The organism is Microbacterium oleivorans (assembly GCF_001644225.1).
In the GTDB taxonomy this organism is placed as follows: domain Bacteria; phylum Actinomycetota; class Actinomycetes; order Actinomycetales; family Microbacteriaceae; genus Microbacterium; species Microbacterium gawkjiense.
This window is the reverse complement of the sequence record NZ_LSTV01000001.1, coordinates 412921-426705: the sequence shown is the minus strand read 5'-3', so window position 1 is coordinate 426705 and position 13785 is coordinate 412921. Positions and strand designations below refer to the sequence as shown.

16 protein-coding genes are annotated in these 13785 nt (G+C 70.5%); 5 read left to right on the top strand and 11 right to left on the bottom strand.

Going from position 1 to position 13785, the window contains the following annotated elements; genetic code table 11:
- Genes AYL44_RS01985 through AYL44_RS01975 form a run of 3 tightly spaced genes read right to left on the bottom strand, consistent with a single transcriptional unit; the run spans window position 1 to window position 2857 of the window.
- Complete coding sequence (locus tag AYL44_RS01985; RefSeq protein WP_064002427.1) at window positions 1-399, bottom strand: GNAT family N-acetyltransferase; 399 nt, start codon at window positions 397-399, stop codon at window positions 1-3.
- Window positions 396-1439 carry a DUF1266 domain-containing protein gene (locus tag AYL44_RS01980; protein ID WP_064001584.1) on the bottom strand — a complete coding sequence of 348 codons (1044 nt, stop codon included), beginning with the start codon at window positions 1437-1439 and terminating at the stop codon, window positions 396-398. Before AYL44_RS01980 ends, AYL44_RS01985 begins: the two co-directional genes overlap by 4 nt.
- Before the next feature lie 38 nt (window positions 1440-1477).
- Window positions 1478-2857 carry a glycoside hydrolase family 30 protein gene (locus AYL44_RS01975; RefSeq protein ID WP_064001583.1) on the bottom strand — a complete coding sequence of 460 codons (1380 nt, stop codon included), beginning with the start codon at window positions 2855-2857 and terminating at the stop codon, window positions 1478-1480.
- Window positions 2858-2936: 79 nt separating this feature from the next.
- Here AYL44_RS01975 and AYL44_RS01970 point away from each other — a divergent pair, with 79 nt between their 5' ends.
- From AYL44_RS01970 to AYL44_RS14345, 3 genes are read left to right on the top strand one after another with little or no spacing between them, the layout of a single operon-like run.
- Entirely contained in the window at window positions 2937-3557 is a 621-nt protein-coding gene (locus tag AYL44_RS01970; RefSeq protein WP_064001582.1) for a TetR/AcrR family transcriptional regulator, read from the top strand.
- Window positions 3554-3823 (top strand): hypothetical protein, encoded by a 270-nt coding sequence (locus tag AYL44_RS01965; RefSeq protein WP_064001581.1) that lies wholly within the window; start codon window positions 3554-3556, stop codon window positions 3821-3823. The genes AYL44_RS01970 and AYL44_RS01965 overlap by 4 nt, the downstream gene beginning before the upstream one ends.
- 39 nt (window positions 3824-3862) lie before the next feature.
- On the top strand, window positions 3863-4252 hold the full coding sequence (locus AYL44_RS14345) for a DUF2510 domain-containing protein (protein ID WP_082886063.1): 390 nt from the start codon (window positions 3863-3865) through the stop codon (window positions 4250-4252).
- Window positions 4253-4260: 8 nt separating this feature from the next.
- Here AYL44_RS14345 and AYL44_RS01955 read toward each other — a convergent pair whose 3' ends face one another.
- Window positions 4261-5214, bottom strand: coding sequence for an oxygenase MpaB family protein (locus AYL44_RS01955; protein WP_064001580.1), 954 nt, complete (start codon window positions 5212-5214; stop codon window positions 4261-4263).
- 39 nt (window positions 5215-5253) lie between these two features.
- Between AYL44_RS01955 and AYL44_RS01950 the strand changes: the two genes are divergently transcribed.
- On the top strand, window positions 5254-6036 hold the full coding sequence (locus AYL44_RS01950; protein WP_064002425.1) for an SDR family NAD(P)-dependent oxidoreductase: 783 nt from the start codon (window positions 5254-5256) through the stop codon (window positions 6034-6036).
- Window positions 6037-6046: 10 nt separating this feature from the next.
- On the opposite strand, the gene AYL44_RS01945 is transcribed toward AYL44_RS01950, so the two are convergent.
- From AYL44_RS01945 to AYL44_RS01935, 3 genes are all read right to left on the bottom strand, one after another.
- Window positions 6047-6388: a DUF2750 domain-containing protein gene (locus AYL44_RS01945; protein ID WP_064001579.1), complete on the bottom strand. Its 342-nt coding sequence runs from the start codon at window positions 6386-6388 to the stop codon at window positions 6047-6049.
- A 356-nt stretch (window positions 6389-6744) separates the two neighbouring features.
- The gene (locus AYL44_RS01940; protein ID WP_064001578.1) at window positions 6745-8058 is read right to left on the bottom strand and encodes an HNH endonuclease; all 1314 of its coding nucleotides are present in this window, start codon (window positions 8056-8058) and stop codon (window positions 6745-6747) included.
- Window positions 8059-8141: 83 nt separating this feature from the next.
- Window positions 8142-10502 carry a glycoside hydrolase family 65 protein gene (locus AYL44_RS01935; RefSeq protein WP_064001577.1) on the bottom strand — a complete coding sequence of 787 codons (2361 nt, stop codon included), beginning with the start codon at window positions 10500-10502 and terminating at the stop codon, window positions 8142-8144.
- Window positions 10503-10616: 114 nt separating this feature from the next.
- Here AYL44_RS01935 and AYL44_RS01930 point away from each other — a divergent pair, with 114 nt between their 5' ends.
- The gene (locus AYL44_RS01930; protein WP_064001576.1) at window positions 10617-11240 is read left to right on the top strand and encodes a cyclodeaminase/cyclohydrolase family protein; all 624 of its coding nucleotides are present in this window, start codon (window positions 10617-10619) and stop codon (window positions 11238-11240) included.
- A 29-nt stretch (window positions 11241-11269) separates the two neighbouring features.
- On the opposite strand, the gene AYL44_RS01925 is transcribed toward AYL44_RS01930, so the two are convergent.
- The 4 genes from AYL44_RS01925 to AYL44_RS14740 form a co-directional block, all read right to left on the bottom strand.
- A complete protein-coding gene (locus AYL44_RS01925) occupies window positions 11270-11983 on the bottom strand; it encodes a YidC/Oxa1 family membrane protein insertase (protein ID WP_064001575.1) in 714 nt (237 codons plus the stop codon).
- Between the two features lie 84 nt (window positions 11984-12067).
- Window positions 12068-12349, bottom strand: coding sequence for a DUF6412 domain-containing protein (locus AYL44_RS01920; protein WP_231872695.1), 282 nt, complete (start codon window positions 12347-12349; stop codon window positions 12068-12070).
- Between the two features lie 38 nt (window positions 12350-12387).
- Window positions 12388-13209 carry an SDR family NAD(P)-dependent oxidoreductase gene (locus AYL44_RS01915; protein ID WP_064001574.1) on the bottom strand — a complete coding sequence of 274 codons (822 nt, stop codon included), beginning with the start codon at window positions 13207-13209 and terminating at the stop codon, window positions 12388-12390.
- A 293-nt stretch (window positions 13210-13502) separates the two neighbouring features.
- Window positions 13503-13712 carry a hypothetical protein gene (locus AYL44_RS14740; protein WP_064001573.1) on the bottom strand — a complete coding sequence of 70 codons (210 nt, stop codon included), beginning with the start codon at window positions 13710-13712 and terminating at the stop codon, window positions 13503-13505.
- Window positions 13713-13785: the final 73 nt, after the last annotated feature.

Sequence of the window (13785 nt, the reverse complement as noted above, 5' to 3'; positions counted from 1 at the left end):
TCAGGCCCGATGCATGAGGCGCTCGGGCGTCGGGTAGAGCTCGAAGCCGAACTTCTCGTAGAGACCGTGCGCGTCGGCCGTGACCAGCAGGATGCGCTTCAGATTGAGCGGCTCGAGTGTGGAGACGACCGTCCCCGCGAGCGCCTGTCCGACGCCCCGGCCACGCGCGTCGGGCGACACGTAGACGTCGCAGAGCCAAGCGAAGGTCGTGTGGTCGGTCACCACGCGGGCGTACCCGACGAGAGCGCCGTCCTCGTCGAGGGCGCCGAAGTTCATCGAGTTCCGCGCCGCACGATCGACGAGGTCGCGGCTGCGCCCGAGCGCCCAATACGCGTCCTCGGACAGCCAGCGGTGGACGACGTCGAGGTCGATCTCGGCGAGGTCGGTCGTGACCCTCATGCGGTTCCCCCGTTGGTCGGCCAGGCGACGGATGCCGCCGGCCACCGCGACGTGCGCAGTTCGGCGAGCGCGTCGCGCTGACTCTGCACGGCCTGCAGCGAGTCGGTGCGGAACGCCGTGGCGATGCTCACCTCGCGCCAGTACTCGTCCCAGCTGCGGTAGGTGCTGAACGCTTTCTCGGCGAGCGGCTCGAGGAGGGCCCATGTCTCGTCGGCGGTGAGGTAGCCGGCCACGTAGGCGTAGCGGATGCCACCGATCCCCCGTTCGATGTCGGCGGCGAGCAGCAGCCGCGCCGGGCGCTCGTCGGTGCCCCGCAGCAGGTCCTGGATGTCGAAGACGGGCAGGTCGGTGAGCGCGGCGACACGGGACATCGTGTGCTCGGCGTTGTCGCCGTGGGCGACCTCGACGAAACGCTGCGAGTTGAGGCCCATGACGAGGGTGTCGGCGACGAGCAGCTCGGCGTCGGCCTTCGTCACGACCTTGAACTGCTCGTCGAGGGCGCCGCGGAGCTGCTTGAGCGGCGTCATCGGCAGCGCGAACCACGGCGTGCCGTCCTCGCCGTCCCGGTGCTTCGCACGCAGATCCTGCGGAAGCTCGGCGAAGGTCGGCGTGAAGGCGAGCGAGGCGTTCCAGCCGCGCACGGCGAAGTCGCTCGCGACGTCGAGCGCGAGGATCTGCTGCTGGCGTTCGGTGAGCGGCCGACGACCGGATGCCGCGACGTAGGCGAGCTGGGCACGGCGGGGAGCATCGGCATCCCTCACCGCGAGGACGATCGACGCGATCAGCAGGCCGAGGCACATGCCGATGAAGAAGGCGAAGAAGTTGAGGCCGATGTCGGTGACGTCCCAGACCATGGACAGGACGAACGCGGCGATGCCGAAGGGGGCGGCGATGAGCGTCACCGGGAGCGCGCGCCGGCGCATTTCGGCCGGGTCCGCTTTGCGCCTCGCCTCCAGCATCCGCGCATAGCGACGACGGGACCGGACGGGGTACTCGACGTCACCGGGGTGGTTCTGCAGGGCGTTCACGGCTTCGGCCACCGGACCATCCTGGCACCGATGGCGAGCCCCGCCGCACCTCAGGCGACGACGACGAGCGTGTTGAGCGAGTCCGCCGGCAGGGTGACGTCCAGCGCCCGCCCGTCGATGAGGAACGACATCGGCATCTCCTCGGCGAGGTCGTTCTGCACGACGATGACGAGGCTGCCGTCCGGGTTCCGGAACGCCAACTGGTTCTCGTGGCCGGTGTAGCTGAGGGTCGGGATGCGGCGCGCACCGGGCGCGACGAAGTGCGACACGTGCTTCAGGACGTAGTGCTCGTGCGTGAACTCGTACGAACGCGTCTCGGGGTTCACGACGACGAGCGAGTTCTGCGCCCAGCCCCACCGGCTGACGCCGCCGCGCAGGAGCGACATGTTCCAGTACATGTAGGCCGTCGCGCCGTGGAGCAGGAAGTGCTTCATGAGGAACCAGGCGTGCCGCGCGAGGCGCCAGTCGTTGCGGCCGTCGCCGCACTCCTGCTCGGTCTGGTAGATCGTCAGGTCGGGATGGTGGCGGTGCAGGTAGGGCACGGCGCCCTTGCCGGCCCATTGCGCGCCGATGCCGGTGATCCACCGGGCCGCATCCCCGTCGGTGAGGACCCGCTCGACCAGCTCATCGTCGGCGCGCTCGAGGGTGCCGAGGAAGACGTCGACGCTGCGACGGGCCATCTCGGGGCCGAGGTGGCGGATGAACGCGGCGAGGCCCTCGGGGGTCCACGTGCAGCTCGGGAAGATCTGCGCCGAGTTGAACTCGTTCTGCGGCATCACCATCGTGACAGGGATGCCGAGGTCGGCATACGCGTCAACGAAGCGCCCGAAGTAGGCGGCGTACGCGGCGAGTGTGTCGTCGTCGAGGCGCATCATGTCGGTGCCTTCGGCGCCGAGCTGGTCGTCGCAGATGCCGTTGTCGACGCCGGCGGCGATCGGACTGCCCTTGGCGCCGGCGTAGTGGCCGTTGGTCTTCATCCAGGTGGGCGGGCTCCACGGTGACGCCCAGAGGGTGAGGTCCGGCTGGTGGCGTTGCGCCGCCCGGATGAAGGGCACGAGGGTCGCGTGATCGTGCTCGATCGAGAAGTGGTCGAGGGCGAGGTCGTCGGGGGTCTCGTCGTAGCTGTACCAGTCGGTGGAGAAGTCGTTCGCGCCGATCGGCATGCGGCAGCGTGTGAGGCCGAGGCCGACACCGGGGGCGAAGAGTTCGCGCAGGACGGCATCCCGGTCCTCCTCGGTGAGGTGGGCGAGGGAGGTCCAGCCGAGCTCGTTGAACGAGGCACCGAACCCCTCGATCGTCTGCTGCGGGTCGTCGGTCTGCAGCAACACCGACGGCATCCCGCGCACCCCGCCGATGGACGGCACGGCGAGGTCGCGCCAGGGCTCGTGCTGCGTGGTGCTGATCCAGCGGACGGATGCCGACGGCGCCATGTGCTCTCCCGTGAGTGGTGTCCGATCACGGTAGCGCAAAATCCCACGCGTGTTGGATTTTGCTCAGTAGGCTGGGGCCATGACGTCGAGCAAGCGCGGCCCGTACGCGAAGACCGCTGCGCGGCAGCGCGAGATCCTCGACGCGGCGGGCGAGGTGTTCGCGACGCACGGCTACCGCGCGGGGTCGCTGAAGGACATCGCGGATCGGGTCGGGATCGATGCGTCGACGATCCTCCACCACTTCGCGAACAAGAGCGTGCTGCTGCAGCGGGTGCTCGAGGACCGCGACACCCGGAGCCTCGGCGACGCGGCCCCCGATCCGGCAGCCGGTCCCGCCGACACCCCCGCCGCCCTCCTGCGGCTGGCCCGAGCGAACGAGAAGATCCCGGGGATCGTCGAGCTCTACACGCTGCTGGCCGCCGAGTCGGCGACGCCGGAGCACCCGAGCAACGAGTACTTCTTCCTGCGCTACGCGCGAGTGCGCGCGGAGTTCACCGCAGCGTTCCGCGAGATGGCGGATGCCGGGCTGCTGCGTCCGGGCGTCGACGCCGAGTTCGCGGCGGTGTCTACGCTGGCCCTGTGGGACGGCCTGCAGGTGCAGTGGATGCACGACCCCGACGCGATCGACATCGTCGGGACGCTGCGCCGGCAGCTCGAGCTGCTGACGACGGTCGAGCTCGACGAGGAGGAGACACGATGACGCAGCCGCAGACGACGCCCAAGAACGGGCTCGCGATCACGACGCTGATCGTCGGCATCTTCGCGTTCCTCACCGGACTCATCCCGTGGGTCGGCCTGCTCCTAGGCCTGTCGGCGTTCGCGTTGGGAGTGTTCGCGCTCACGCGCGGCCAGTCGAAGCCGCTCGCGCTGACGGGCGGGTCGCTCGGCGCGGTCGCGGCGATCACCGGGCTGATCTCCACGATCGCCCTGATGGCGTGGCTGATCGGGGCGCCCGGCAGCGCCTGACTCTTCACCGCCGGCACTCCGCACCACTACGGTGACGACATGAGCGACACGGCAGCAGGGTGGTACGACGACGGTTCGGGCACGATGCGGTGGTGGGACGGCAAGGCCTGGACTGAGCAGACCCAGCCCGCTCCTCCCCCGCAGGGTGGTCTCGGCGGCTTCATCGCGCAGGCGCAGGCAGACGCTGTCGCGGGCGCGCAGCCGCGGCAGGCGCCGGCCGGTATGAGCTACGTCGTGCTGCAGGTCGTGCTGAAGGAGAAGATGTGGGGCGCGGGGTCGAACAACCTCGTCGAGCTCGAGGCGGCGATCAACCGGCAGGCGGCGCTCGGCTATCGCCTGCACACGATCACGACGGCATCGTCCGGCAGCACGGGCTTCGGCGGCGGTGACCGTATCCAGGCGACGATGGTGTTCGAGAAGCTGGTCTGACCGGTCGGCTACCGGCCCAGGCGACGCAACCGCAGGCGCGCCATGTCCTGCGCGCGGGGTCCCGACCCCAGCGCGCGCTCGGTGACGCGCAGGACGATCCGCGTCGCCGTCTTCACGGGGAGCCAGGAGCGGCGCAGGCCCAGCATCCGTCGGATGCGCGGCGGGAAGGTCGCGACCGCGGCGGCGAACAGCACACGGTAGGCGACGCCCATCATCCCGGGGAAGGGCGGTTTCTTGAGGAACCGGACGACGTCGTCGACGCGCTCGTCGCGGCGGAGTTCGCCGCGGTCGAGGAAGCCGTCGATCTCGGCGCGGAGGGCGGCGTCGGTGAGCGGTGGGTCGGTGACACGCATGAGACGGCCGGCTGTCGCCCAGTCGGCGACGTAGGCGTCGGGTCCGCCGGGGATGGGTCCGCCGTACGCCTGGTGGCTGCGGAGGAACGCGTCGGTGAAGGCGAGGTGCACCCAGCGGACGAGGTCGGTCTGCTCGGCAGTGTAGGTGCGAGCGGAACCGTCGCCGGCGACGTACTCGCCCTGCACGCGGCGGTGGAATCTGCCGACGCGGGCCGTCTCGGCATCCGCTTGCTCGGTCGAACCGTAGGTGAGGGTTATGACCCAGCGGACGGTGCCGGTGAGGCGGCCGATCGGGTCGTCGCGGTAGCGGGACCAGTCATGCACGCCGGCGAGGGCGCCCGGGTGGAGGGCTTGGAGGAGCAGCGCGCGGATGCCGGCGACGAGGGTGCCCATGCCGGCGTGGACCGTCCAGGCGGGGCCGTTCTCGGCGAAGTACCCGGCGTCGTCGCCGTCGGCGAGGGCGCGGACGTACGGCGCCATTCCGGTCGGGTCGCCCGCGAGGGCGGTGAGCACGCGGCCGCGGATGCGGGTCAGGTAGGGCGGTGCGGACGTCACCCTTCCAGCGTGCCATCGCCGGACGGCGCCAGGGCCGTGTGGGTCTGCGAGCATCGAAGGACGGACGAGAGAGGACGACGCATGACTGACGGACTGATGCTGGACCTGAGCGGCAAGACCGCGGTGGTGACCGGTTCGACGCAGGGCATCGGGCTCGCGATCGCGCGGCGGCTCGCCGAGGCGGGCGCGGACGTCGTGATCAACGGACGCAGCGACGAGCGGGTGTCGCAGGCGGTCGCGTCGCTGAGCGGGCTTCCGGTGCGGGGCGTCGCCGCGGACGTGACGACTGCCGAGGGTGCGCAGGCGCTGGTGGATGCCGCCGGTGGTGTCGACATCCTCGTCAACAACCTCGGTGTCTTCGGTTCGACGCCGGCGCTCGAGATCAGCGATGACGAGTGGCGACGGTTCTTCGAGGTGAACGTGCTGAGCGCGGCGCGACTGACGCGGCTGGTGCTGCCCGGAATGACGGAGCGCGGCTGGGGTCGCGTGCTGAACATCGCGAGCGACTCGGCGGTCGTCATCCCGGAGGAGATGATCCACTACGGCGCGTCGAAGAGCGCGCTGCTCGCGGTGTCTCGCGGGTTCGCCAAGGCGGCGGCGGGGACCGGTGTCACGGTGAACTCGGTGATCGCCGGGCCGACGCACACCGAGGGCGTCGAGGAATTCGTGTACGAGATGGTCGACCGGTCGCTCGACTGGGAGGCGGCGCAGCGCGAGTTCATGCGCACGGCGCGTCCGCAGTCGCTGATCGGCCGACTGATCGAGCCCGAGGAGATCGCGAACATGGTCGTGTACCTCGCGTCGCCGCTGGCGTCGGCGACGACCGGTGGCGCGCTGCGCGTCGACGGCGGGTACGTGGACAGCATCCTGCCCTGAGGCGGTCGTCTCAGCGCAGTCGCGACTCAACCTCGCCGGGTGTGAGGTCGTATCCGGTAGCGGTCTCCCCGGACCAATTGATCCCGACCAGCAGACCGTCGCCCGTCAGACCCGGAAGCCACCTCGCTCTGAACTCTTCGAGGGTCAGTCGTATCGGAGTGAACGCTCGGTAAGTGGAAACGCCTTCGATGATGCGTTGAGCGCGGGTCTCGAGCGACCAGAACGGCATCGCACGACGTCCGTCGGCGTTTTTCGGCGCGGGCACCCCACCCTCGTCCGAAATCGTGAACACCTCTTGGTGGGTGAGCACCTCCGAAAAGAAGGACGACATGTGCGCCGCGCTCACGGTCATCGGTTCGCCTCCTTGCTTTCCGTAGCACAGAGACACCATTCCACCAGCCTGAGCCCCTCGCCGACGCCGCGATCATCATGACCTTCATCAGCATGACCGTTTGGCCGCTCGGGACTCTCGCGGTCCTGGCGCGCAATGGGGAGGAGTCTCCATCGCGACCGGTTGCGCGGCATCCCTATGCTGGCATGGCCCGACAATGACGATGGATGCCGTGCGGCGTGACTTCTGGGGGATGGATCGCCCCGCGCGACACATCGACGGATGCCGTGCGGCGTGAACGTGTGGGGACGGTTCACGCCGCGCGGAGTCGGGCGACTTCGACGCGGCGCTCCGTGCGCGCGGTCGGGGCGCCCTGATCAGAACGGCGCCGGATCGTGGGTGTGCGGTGCCCGCCTGGCAGGTGTGAACGCGACGGCCGGTGTGGGTGCGTCTTCGCGGTAGATCCTGCCGAGGGGTGAGGTCCATTCGAGGACGCCACCCCCGAGTTGTCGAACCCGCCAGGCGGTGAATTGTTTCATCGAATGGTGCCGCTGACACAGGTGGGCGAGGTTCGCCCGTTCGGTGCGGCCGCCGAGGGCGTGGTCGTGCGTGTGGTCGATTTCGGAGCGGATGGCGGGGACGCGGCATCCGGGGAATCGGCAGTGCTGGTCACGGGCACGCAGGTGGCGGCGCAGCGGAGAGGGCACCCGGTAGGTGTCGACGGCGAGCACCGTGTGGGTGACCGGGTCGGTGACGAGGCGCTCCCACGAGGGGGTGTCGCCGGCGAGGCGCCGGGCGGTGGCCGCGTCGGTGGGGGTGCGTCCGACGAGGTCGCACGGCGCCTCGGTGCCGGCGAGGGCGAGCGCGGGGATGACGACCTGCACGTGGGCGCGGATGGCTCCGAGCGGGCCGGCGGTCGTGTCGCGTGTGTCGTCAAGGGCCGGCGTTCCGGCGAGCAGGAGGTCGGCGACGACGTCGGCTCGGACCTGATCGATGGTTCGGCCGTCGGTGTCGACGACGTCGCTGGAGCGTTCGGTGCGCGTGTCAATGACCGCGCGGGCCTGGCGGGTGAGCCGGTCGTGGATGCCTTCGGCGATCACGGTGGGCACCGTGGCGACGACGTCGCTCATGCCGTTGCGGCCGGGGACAAGGCGCACGGCGCGGTGGGCGGCGGCATCCTGGTGGCGCTCGCTGAAGGTGCGCGGGTGCATCTGCAGGGCGAGCATCTCGATCTCGGCGCGCACCCGGTTGGGCGTGTCGCGCCGGCAGCGCTGGATCGCGACGGCTTCGAACGGCAGACGGATGTCCGGCGGAAGGTCAGCGCCGGCGTCGACGATGATGTCGACGTGCGCGCGGGTGATGGAACCGGCGCGCCACGCCGCGAGCGAGGCGGCGTAGTCCTCGACGATCGTGCGGGCGCGGGTGATGCGGCGCTGCACGGCACGGTCGGTGAGGTGCATGAGCCCACCGAGCTCGGCGGCGATCGCCCGCAGCGCCATGTCGTGGGCCTGCACACGGGCGGGCGAGTCGGCGGCTTGCTGCTCGGCGAGCTGTCCCGCCCGGGCGAGCACCTGCAGTTGCACGATCTGCGCCTGGGTGAGGAGCTTCTCGGCCAGGACCGCCTCGTGCGCGATGTCGGCGAGGGGCGCGAGGCGTTCCCGCGTGCCGATCGTGCCGTGCCAGGTGGTCATAGTCCCATTGTGGTGAGGGCCTCCGACATCGGTTTCGGATGCCGGGGCGACAGCGGGCGAGCGAGATCAGACCGCGCCGAGCGTCACTCCGCGAACGCCTCCGCGAACGGCCGCGGCGCGCACCCCTTCGGCTGGGTCGGGCGCTCCCCCGGATCCGGCAGCGGCGGTGTCGGCATCGTCACGTCTGCGCCGGACGTCAGCTCCACCGGCTCGCCGAAGTGCCGGATCGTCAGCGGCGCGCCGGCACTGATGCGATAGGTCGTGGCATCCGGCGTGATCTCGAGACGCAGGGTTCGACCGTGCCAGCGGATGCCGAACGCGAGCCCCGTCAGCTGGTCCGGCACCCGAGGGGCGAACCGCAGTCCGTCGGCCGTGTCTCGCATGCCGCCGAAGCCGGCGACGAGCGCCGTCCAGATGCCGCCGAGAGACGCGATGTGCAGGCCGTCCTCGGCGTTGCCGTGCAAGTCGTCGAGGTCGATCGTCGCGGCTTCGGCGAGGTAGTCGGCCGCGAGCCCGAGGTGCCCGACCTCGGCGGCGACGACCGCCTGGATCGCCGCCGACAGCGAGGAGTCGCGCACGGTCAGCGCCTCGTAGTAGCGGAATGCCCGCGCCTTCTCGTCCGCCGTGAACGCGTCGCTGCAGAAGAACAGTGCGAGCACGAGGTCCGCCTGCTTCAGCACCTGCTTGCGGTAGAGCTGCACGTACGGGTAGCGCTCCTGGAGCAGCTCGTCGCCGGGGGTGTCGGTCTCGAAGTCCCACCGCTCCAGCTCGGTGAACCGCGCCGCCTGCGGGTGCACGCCGCGTTCCTCGTCGTACGGCACGTGCATCGCGCCGGCCGTGCGCACCCACCCGCCGATCTCGCCGTCGTCGACCCCGAGATCACGGGCGAGATCCGGATGCCGACGCGCGGCATCCGCGGCGGCTTCGAGATTCGCCCGGGCCATGAGGTTCGTGAAGACGTTGTCGTCGTAAAGCGCGGTGTATTCGTCGGGGCCGGTGACGCCGTCGATGTGGAAGCGACCGTCGGCGTCGGTGCGGCCGAGGGACTGCCAGAGGCGGGCGGTCTCGATCAGGATCTCGAGGCCCGCGTCGCGTTCGAAGTCGACGTCGCCGGTCGCGCGGACGTAGTGGACGACGGCGGCGGCGATGTCGGCGTTGATGTGGAATGCGGCGGTGCTGGCGGGCCAGTATCCCGACGACTCGCGTCCGTCGACGGTGCGCCACGCGAACGCCGCACCCCGCAGGTGCAGCTGGCGCGCGCGATCGCGGGCGTGGTCGAGGGTGGCATGGCGCCAGCGGAGGGCTTCCCTCGCGGCATCCGGTGCGGTCGCCGTGAGGACGGGCAGGACGTAGGCCTCGACGTCCCAGAAGACGTGGCCCGCGTAGCCGGCGCCGGTCAGCCCCTTGCCGGCGACGGAGCGCTGCTCGGCGCGCGCCGCGGCCTGGAACACCGAGAACAGCGCGAACCGCGCTGCCTGCTGCAGTCGGGGCTGCCCGTCGACGCGGACGTCGGCGCAGGTCCAGAAGTCGTCGAGGCATTTGCGCTGCGCGGTGGCGAGGCCGTTCCAGCCGTCCCGCATCGCATCGGCGACGGCGGCTTCGGCGCGGTCGCGCAGTGCGGGCGCCGAGAGTCCGGTCGCCCATGCGTGCCCGACGATCTTGACGACCTCGACCCGTTCGCCGGCTGCGAGGCGGGCGCTTATGGTGGTGCGCGCGAGGTCGTCGGATGCCGCGGTGCGCACCTCGGCGGTCGCGCCCGACACGAGGTGGTCCATGCTGACGGCGACGCCGATCCCGCTGTTGCGGGTCTCGTGGACGAGGGTCGCGGCGCTGCCGAAGACGAAGCTGCCCGCGCTGCGCAGCGGGGTCTCGAGGATGTCCTGCACGCGCGGATCGGGGTGCGGCTCGGGCAGGGGTTCGTTCGCGACCAGCTCGGACTGGACGGTGATCGTGACCGGGTCGTCGACGGCTTCGACCTCGTATCGGACGGCGGCTACGGAGCGGTGGGCGAGCGAGACGATGCGGGTCGAGCGGACGCGGACGGTGCTGCCGGCGGGCGAGGTCCAGGCGAGCGTGCGTTCCAGGGTGCCGGCGCGGAAGTCGAGGTGCTGCTCGTGGTCGTGGAGGGTGCCTTCGCGGATGTCGAGGGGTTCGTCGTCGACGGTGAGGCGGATGACCTGGCCGTTCGGCACGTTGATGACGCTCTGGCCCGATTCGGGGTAGCCGTAGCCGTCCTCGGCATAGGGCATCGGATGCTCCTCGAAGACGCCGTTGAGGTAGCTGCCGGGAACGCCGTGGGGCTCCCCTTCGTCGAGCAGCCCACGCCAGCCGATGTGCCCGTTGGCGAGGGCGAAGACGGACTCGCGATGCGGCAGGCGGTCGACGTCGACGCCGCTGAGGCCGATGCTCCACGGCGCGATGTCGAAGGGCAGGGGGCGGGTCATGGTGTCACGGTAAAGCACGGGGACGTTTCGCCTGGAAGGGTTGCAGCGGGCGACCGCGGCCGTATCCTCGCCGGCCGCATCATCGCCGGTTGTCGCTGCGGGTAGCGTCGTCGCATGCCCAGCGATGACATCGACCCTGCAGAGACGCCGCTCGCCGAATGGGTGGACCGTCTCGCCCAGGCGAAGGGCGCGCCGGGCGGAGGCGCCGCCTGCGGCGTGATGACGGGCATCGCAGCGGGGCTGCTCGGGATGGTGGCCGCCTACACCGCTGACGACCTCGAGGCTCGACGGGCTGAGCAGCGACTCAGCGACAAGCGGGGCCTGGCGATGAGGGCCGCCGAGGAGGACGGCGTCCGGTCCGCGGGTTTCGGAGCGGCTCTCGCGATGGAGCAGGGCCCCGACCGGGAGCGGGCGGTCCGGGGAGCGACGGTCGACGCCGTCTCGTCTGTGCTGGATGTCGGCCGGGTCGCGGCATCCCTTCTCGAGGAGGTCCGCTTGCTGGCCGACATCGGCAATCCGCACGTCGAGGCGGATCTCCGCGTCGCGGTGGAGGCACTGAGGGCGGCGCTCGAAGGCACGAACCACACGGCGCGAGCCAACCTCGACCTCCTGTCCAGGCATCGGACAGCGGACGACCACCTCGACCCACAGGTCGCCGATCTCGAACGGGACCTCGTCGACCTCGCCGAGGCGCGGGAGCAGTGCGACCGCATCGTCGCGGGCTGGGCGTCCGAGTAGGCCGGCGAGCTCGGCGGACCGGGCGCGCCTCACCCATACACCCGCCGGAACACCACCCGCTGCCCCAGCGTCCACGTCACCGTCGTCAGCAGGTACACCCCCGCCGCGAGCGGCACGAACACCGCGACGACCGCGGTGGCGAACTGCAGCGCTCCCAGCACACCCACCGGCATCCCCTCCACCGGTTCGGCCCGGAACGCCCGGCGCGTGATCTCACCCACCGCCGCGATCGCGAGGACGAGGCATCCGATCACCAGCCAGGTCGCGGGGTCGGCGGTTCCGGTCGTGACGGCGTGCAGCAGGCTCGTGCCGAGCGAGACGCCGAGCAGCGTCTGCGACAGCAGCTCGTTGGCGTTCCCGGCGATGCTCGCGTGGATGAACACGGAGTACAGCAGCCCGACGATCGGCGCCTGGATGAGGATCGGCAGGCAGCTCGCGAACGGCGACACGTTCTCGGAGCGGTAGAGCGCCATCGTCTCGCGTTGCAGGCGTTCCCGGTCGCCGCGGTACCGGGTTTGGATCTCGCGCAGCCGCGGCGCGAGCCGCATCCGTGCCTGGTCGGCTTTGGCTTGCGCGATGCCGGCGGGGATCAGCGCTGCCCGCACCACGAGGGTCACGAGCACGATGGCGAGCGCGCCGGCGAACGCTCCCGTCCAGGGGGTGAGCAGCGAGGTCAGGGCGAGCAGGCCGCGCGAGGTGAGGTCGAGCAGGGTGGAGATGACAGGCAGGGTGGTGATGTCCACGGGGTTCCGTTCGTCGGAGCGATCAGGGTCGGCTGATCGGCCGCGAACGGATGCCGGGGCACACGGTGCCCGGACGGTTCGACGCTACGCGGCCGCAGTCACCTGACCGGGCCCGCGACGGCGGACGTGTCCGGCCGCGTCGGGATCGCTCTGCGCGAGCGGTGCTGTGAGTTCGATGCGACGGGTCGGATGCGGCGCCGCCCCGCGCGTGCCCGCGTGCACGGCGGTCGCGAGGAGCGCGAGCGTGAGGACGGCGAGCGCGAGCAGCGCGACAGTGAGCGCGGAGCCGCTCAGCGACGGATCGACGGCGACGAGGAGCCCGAGGACCTCGAGGACGACGCGCAACAGGTCGTGGATCGTGCTCACCTCCCGTCGCGTCGTGTGGACCTCAGGCTAACGGAGCCTCACCCGAGCTGCACCATCTCGGCGCTGCGCTCCCAGAGTTCCTGCGCGAGGCGCGGGTCGGTCGCGAGTCGGTGCGTTTTCGTGACGCGGTCGTTCTCGTAGTAGGCGCCTGGCAGCCAGTCCCCGCGCGGGGTGCCGTCGGCGAGGAACACGAGGCGTTTGCCGCCCTCGTCGGTCGTGGTCAGCAGGCGGCGTGCGAGGGGGCTGTGGTACATCCACCGCAGCGCTCCGCCCGTGTTGCCCGCGAAGTTCGTCGCCACGACGCCGGGGTGGAACGCGACCGCCGAGACGCCGTCGCTCCCCCACCGGCGCTGCAGCTCGCGGGTGAAGAGGATGTTCGCGAGCTTCGCGTTGCCGTACGCCCGCCACCCCGAGTACCGGCGAGCGGCGTCGAGGTCGGTGACGTCGAAGCGCGAGAACAGTCGCGCCGCGGCGCTCGCGGTCTGAATGACGGATGCCTCGCTTTCGACCAGCCGCTCGCGCAGCAGGTTCGTGAGCAGGAACGGCCCGAGGTGATTCACCTGGAACGTCTGCTCGAACCCGTCGCCGGTCAGCTGTCGCTTGCCGAAGACCCCGCCCGCGTTGTTCGCGAGCACGTCGATGCGCGAGTACGCGTCGAGCAGCTCCCCCGCGAGCCGGCGCACCTGCGCCAGGTCGGAGAAGTCGGCGAGGTGGTACGGCGTGCCGAGCTCAGCCGCGACGGCCCGGGTCTTCTTCGGCGAACGGCCGACGAGGACGACACGGTGGCCCCGAGCGACGAGCTGACGGGATGCCGCGGCCCCGATCCCGTCGCTGGCTCCGGTGATGACGATGGTGCGCATGGGGTGAGTGTCACATGTGGGCGGCTGTCGAGCGTCGCCTTGACGACATGAGAGATGTGTGACTGCGGGCCGACGGTCGGGACAAGACGCGCGAGCCCAGGGGTCCCTATCGAGGAGCAGCAACCCCTGGAGGGACTCGAACACGACTGAGCATAATGCTCAATCACACGTGAACCTGCGAGAACAGCGGAATTACGCGGATCTTCAAGGACCGGGACAACATTGAGCGACCGGTGAAAGCAGGCTGCGGCAAACCGTTTGCGGTCAAAATGCGGGCAAGAATCCCCGGAAAATCAGTGACCACGGGCGACCGAGGGGAGGGCTCGGCGGGTGTCCATGCTGTACGACTTCGGGTGGTTGAGGGTTCCGTCGAGCAGAGGGTCGGCGTCGGGGCTCAGCCGCTGGTGGCCGCGCTCTTCCCCGGTGACTGGGTCGTGCCCGGTGAGCCAGACGCGAAGGCCGCCGGGGGAGAGCTCGTCGGAGGTGATGACGCCGTTCGCCACGATGAATCGCGAGACGGTTGAACCGGACGTCGCACTGTACGCTTCGAGCGCGTCAACGCCGGGAGAGCGCTCC

What these genes read in the sequence shown, in the direction of transcription:
- AYL44_RS01985 (WP_064002427.1), bottom strand. Translation starts at nt 399, where the DNA reads ATGAGGGTCACGACCGACCTCGCCGAGATCGACCTCGACGTCGTCCAC.
- AYL44_RS01975 (WP_064001583.1), bottom strand. Translation starts at nt 2,857, where the DNA reads ATGGCGCCGTCGGCATCCGTCCGCTGGATCAGCACCACGCAGCACGAG.
- AYL44_RS01970 (WP_064001582.1), top strand. Translation starts at nt 2,937, where the DNA reads ATGACGTCGAGCAAGCGCGGCCCGTACGCGAAGACCGCTGCGCGGCAG.
- AYL44_RS01965 (WP_064001581.1), top strand. Translation starts at nt 3,554, where the DNA reads ATGACGCAGCCGCAGACGACGCCCAAGAACGGGCTCGCGATCACGACG.
- AYL44_RS14345 (WP_082886063.1), top strand. Translation starts at nt 3,863, where the DNA reads ATGAGCGACACGGCAGCAGGGTGGTACGACGACGGTTCGGGCACGATG.
- AYL44_RS01955 (WP_064001580.1), bottom strand. Translation starts at nt 5,214, where the DNA reads ATGCTCGCAGACCCACACGGCCCTGGCGCCGTCCGGCGATGGCACGCT.
- AYL44_RS01945 (WP_064001579.1), bottom strand. Translation starts at nt 6,388, where the DNA reads ATGACCGTGAGCGCGGCGCACATGTCGTCCTTCTTTTCGGAGGTGCTC.
- AYL44_RS01940 (WP_064001578.1), bottom strand. Translation starts at nt 8,058, where the DNA reads ATGACCACCTGGCACGGCACGATCGGCACGCGGGAACGCCTCGCGCCC.
- AYL44_RS01935 (WP_064001577.1), bottom strand. Translation starts at nt 10,502, where the DNA reads ATGACCCGCCCCCTGCCCTTCGACATCGCGCCGTGGAGCATCGGCCTC.
- AYL44_RS01930 (WP_064001576.1), top strand. Translation starts at nt 10,617, where the DNA reads ATGCCCAGCGATGACATCGACCCTGCAGAGACGCCGCTCGCCGAATGG.
- AYL44_RS01915 (WP_064001574.1), bottom strand. Translation starts at nt 13,209, where the DNA reads ATGCGCACCATCGTCATCACCGGAGCCAGCGACGGGATCGGGGCCGCG.